Origin of the sequence: Kitasatospora sp. NPDC058965 (genome assembly GCF_042741245.1) — a bacterium.
GTDB lineage: Bacteria > Actinomycetota > Actinomycetes > Streptomycetales > Streptomycetaceae > Kitasatospora.
In genome coordinates, this window is sequence record NZ_JBHYKG010000516.1 from 1 (window position 1) to 3,368 (window position 3,368).

Annotated in this window: 3 protein-coding genes; all 3 read left to right on the forward strand. The window is 78.3% G+C overall.

Features of this window, described 5'->3' with window-relative positions:
- Positions 1-3 precede the first annotated feature (3 nt).
- The 3 genes from ACFW1A_RS39510 to pyrE all read left to right on the forward strand — a co-directional run bounded on the left by ACFW1A_RS39510 (position 4) and on the right by pyrE (position 3,274).
- Positions 4-1,587, forward strand: coding sequence for a polyamine aminopropyltransferase (locus ACFW1A_RS39510; protein ID WP_380418371.1), 1,584 nt, complete (start codon positions 4-6; stop codon positions 1,585-1,587).
- 88 nt (positions 1,588-1,675) lie between these two features.
- Positions 1,676-2,695 (forward strand): CoxG family protein, encoded by a 1,020-nt coding sequence (locus ACFW1A_RS39515; RefSeq protein WP_380418367.1) that lies wholly within the window; start codon positions 1,676-1,678, stop codon positions 2,693-2,695.
- Positions 2,696-2,725: 30 nt separating this feature from the next.
- Positions 2,726-3,274 (forward strand): orotate phosphoribosyltransferase, encoded by a 549-nt coding sequence (gene pyrE, locus ACFW1A_RS39520; RefSeq protein WP_380418369.1) that lies wholly within the window; start codon positions 2,726-2,728, stop codon positions 3,272-3,274.
- Positions 3,275-3,368 lie beyond the last annotated feature (94 nt).

Below are 3,368 nucleotides of genomic sequence, written 5' to 3' on the forward strand. Positions count from 1 at the left end.
GGCCTGCCGGTCGCCGACCGCCCCGGGGCGGGGCGGCGGGCCCGGTCGGTCCCCGGCCGGCCGCGGCGGGCCCGGCTGCTGGTGCTGCTGGCCGCCTTCGTCTGCGCCGCCTGCGGGCTGGTCTACGAGCTGGAGCTGGTCGCGCTCGGCGGCTACCTGCTGGGCGACTCGGTCACCCAGACCTCCGTGGTGCTCTCCGTGATGGTCTTCGCCATGGGCCTGGGCTCGCTGCTGGCCAAGCACTTCACCCGTCGCGCGGCGCTCTCCTTCGCCCTGGTCGAGGGCGCGCTCGCGGTGGTCGGCGGGCTCTCGGCGCTGCTGCTCTACGCGGCCTGGGCCTGGCTCGGCCGGTACCAGGTCGCGCTGATCACCCTGACCTGCCTGATCGGGGTGCTGATCGGGGCCGAGATACCGCTGCTGATGACGCTGGTCCAGCGGATCCGCCGGGAGGAGGCCGGCCGGGCCGCGGCCGACCTGTTCGCCGCCGACTACGTGGGCGCGCTGGTCGGCGGGCTGGCCTTCCCGTTCCTGCTGCTGCCCGCGTTCGGCCAGGCCGAGGGTGCGCTGCTGACCGGCGCGGTGAACGCGGCGGCCGGCGCCGCCGTGGTCTGCTGGCTGTTCCGCGACGAGCAGGGGCCGCGGGCCCGGCTGCTGCTGTGGACCGGGTTCGGCGCGGTGCTGGCCGTGCTCGCGGTGGCCGGCGCCTGCACCGGCGCGATCGAGCGCGCGGCCCGGCACGCGCTGTACGGAGCCACCCCGCGCCAGGCCGTGCAGAGCCGGTACGGCGAGATCGTGCTCACCGGTGCGGCGCCGCGGGTCCCGGCCCAGGGCGGCGAGCCGCTGCGGCTCTACCTGGCCGGGCGGCTGGCCGCCTGCTCGACCGACGAGTACCGCTACCACGAGGCGCTGGTGCACCCGGCGCTGGCCGGCGGCGCGGACCACCGGGTGCTGCTGCTCGGCGGCGGGGACGGCCTGGCGCTGCGCGAGGTGCTGCGGCACCGCAGGGTGACCGAGGTGCTGGTGGTCACCCTGGACCCGGCGCTGCCCGAGCTGGCCCGCACCGACCCGGCGCTGGCCGCGCTCGGCGAGCACTCCTTCGCCGACCCCAGGGTCCGGGTGGTCACCGCCGACCCGCTGTCCTGGCTGCGCCAGGACCCGCCGGCCGAGCGGTTCGACGCGGTGCTGGCCGACCTGCCGGCCCCCGACCGGGCGGCCCGCAGCGAGTACCACGCGGCCGAGTTCTACGGCCTGGCCGCCGCCCGGCTGGCCCTCACCGGTCGGCTGGCGGTCCCCGCCCCGGCCGGGCCGGGGCTGTGGACGGTGGAGGCCGGGCTGCGCGCCGCCGGGCTGTTCACGGTGCCGTTCCCGGTCGCCGGCAGCGGCCCGGCCTGCGACCCCGCGGGCAGCGGCGGCCGGGCCGCCGTCCTGCTGGCCGCCCGGGAGCGGCGCCCCGAGCCCGCGCTGGCCGACGACGCCCCGCCGCCGCGCTCCTTCACCGCCCCCGAACTGACCGCCGCGGCCGCCCGGCTGGCCGCCCGGCGGCCCGAGCCGCTGCCCCCGCCGAGCACCCTGCTGGAGCCCCGCTGACCGTGCCGACCCGCCACTGGGGCGAGCCTGCGGGCCAACCCGGTGGCGCGTCCTGTGCGCCAGGCGGCGGATCGGTAGGCTCACAGGTATGGAGCATGAGGTTGCCGTCCCGCTGCCGGTCGAGCTCGTCCAGCAGGCCCTGGAAGATTCCGCGCTGCTCGCCCGCTGCGTGCCGGGGCTGAGCACCGAGGCCGAGGCGCCGCGGGCGGCCGAGCGCGCCGCCGGCACCGGCCCGACCGAGATCCACGGCCGGCTGAAACTGCGGGTCGGCAGCTCCACCATCACCTACCGGGGCGTCATCTCCCTCATCCGCACCGGTGGTTCCGGCGTGCTGACGGCCCTCGTGGAGGGCCAGGAGGCGCGCGGCGACGGCGAGGTGACGGCCACCGTGCGGCTCGCGGTGGAGGCGGACGGGGAGCGGGCGACCCGGCTGCGCTGGCGCGGCGACCTCACCCCCGGCGGCCGCCTCGCCGAGATCGACGCCGCGACGCTGGCCGCCGCCGGCCACCGCCTGCTGGATCGTTTCGCCGCGGCGCTGGCCGAGGAGCTGGCCGACGGCGGGTCGACCGGGGACGAGCCCGCCGGGGACGAGCCCACCGCGCCCACCCTGACCGTGGTCCCCGACCTGCCCGCCGACGGCGACGACACCGAGCCGCTCCCCGACGACCTGTTCGCCGAGGACCTCTCCGACCTGATCGCCTTCCCCGGCAGCGACAACGAGCCCGCCGAGCCGACCGCCCCCGAGGAGGGGGAGCCGGCCGAGGGCTGGGGCCGGATCGACGTGCCCTACGGCTTCCCCCGGTCCGCGGACGAGGAGCTCGGCCCGCAGGTGCCCGCCTCCCCCGAGGAGCTGCTCGGCGGCCCGGTGCGCCGCAGCATCGTCGGCCGGTCGGCCGAGGAGGTGGACCACGCCCCGCCGCGCGGCCGCTACGCCCCCGCGCTGCCGGCCCGCAGCGCCCGGGCCCGGGCCGCCACCCGCTGGTACGGCGACCAGCCCGCCGGCGCGGCGGGCGGCCACCGCCGGCTGACCACCCCGTGGGTGATCGGCGGCGGGGTGGCGCTGCTCGGCGGTGCAGTGATCGTCGCCAGGGTGCTGCGCCGCCGCTGACCCCGGGCCCGCCGCCTAGACTGGCTGTCCATGAGCAACCCGAACAACGACCGCGACGCCCTGCTGGCGCAGATCAAGACCAAGGCCGTCGTGCACGGCAAGGTCATCCTCTCCTCCGGCCGCGAGGCCGACTACTACGTGGACCTGCGCCGGATCACGCTGGACGCGCAGGCCGCGCCGCTGGTCGGCCGGGTGCTGCTGGACGCCACCGCCGAGCTGGAGTACGACGCGGTGGGCGGCCTGACCCTGGGCGCCGACCCGGTCGCCGCCGCCATGCTGCACGCCGCCGCCGCCCGCGGCCGCGAGCTGGACGCCTTCGTGGTCCGCAAGGCCGGCAAGGCGCACGGCCTGCAGCGCCGGATCGAGGGCCCGGACGTGAAGGGCCGCCGGGTGCTGGCGGTCGAGGACACCTCCACCACCGGCGGCTCGGTGCTGACCGCGGTCGAGGCGCTGCGCGAGGCCGGCGCCGAGGTGGTCGGCGTCGCCGTGATCGTCGAGCGCGGCGCCGCGCCGGCCATCGAGGAGGCCGGCCTGCCGTACTACACCGTCTTCACCGCCGCCGACCTCGACCTGGGCTGACCGCCCGGCGACCCCCTCGGCAGTCCCCGGCCGGGGGGGGGGGGGGGGGGGTGGAAAAAAGCGACACCACCCCCCGGGGCGGGGAGCACCACCA

Excerpts from the sequence above, each read along its gene's own strand:
- ACFW1A_RS39515 (WP_380418367.1), top strand. The coding sequence starts at position 1,676 with ATGGAGCATGAGGTTGCCGTCCCGCTGCCGGTCGAGCTCGTCCAGCAG.
- pyrE (WP_380418369.1), top strand. The coding sequence starts at position 2,726 with ATGAGCAACCCGAACAACGACCGCGACGCCCTGCTGGCGCAGATCAAG.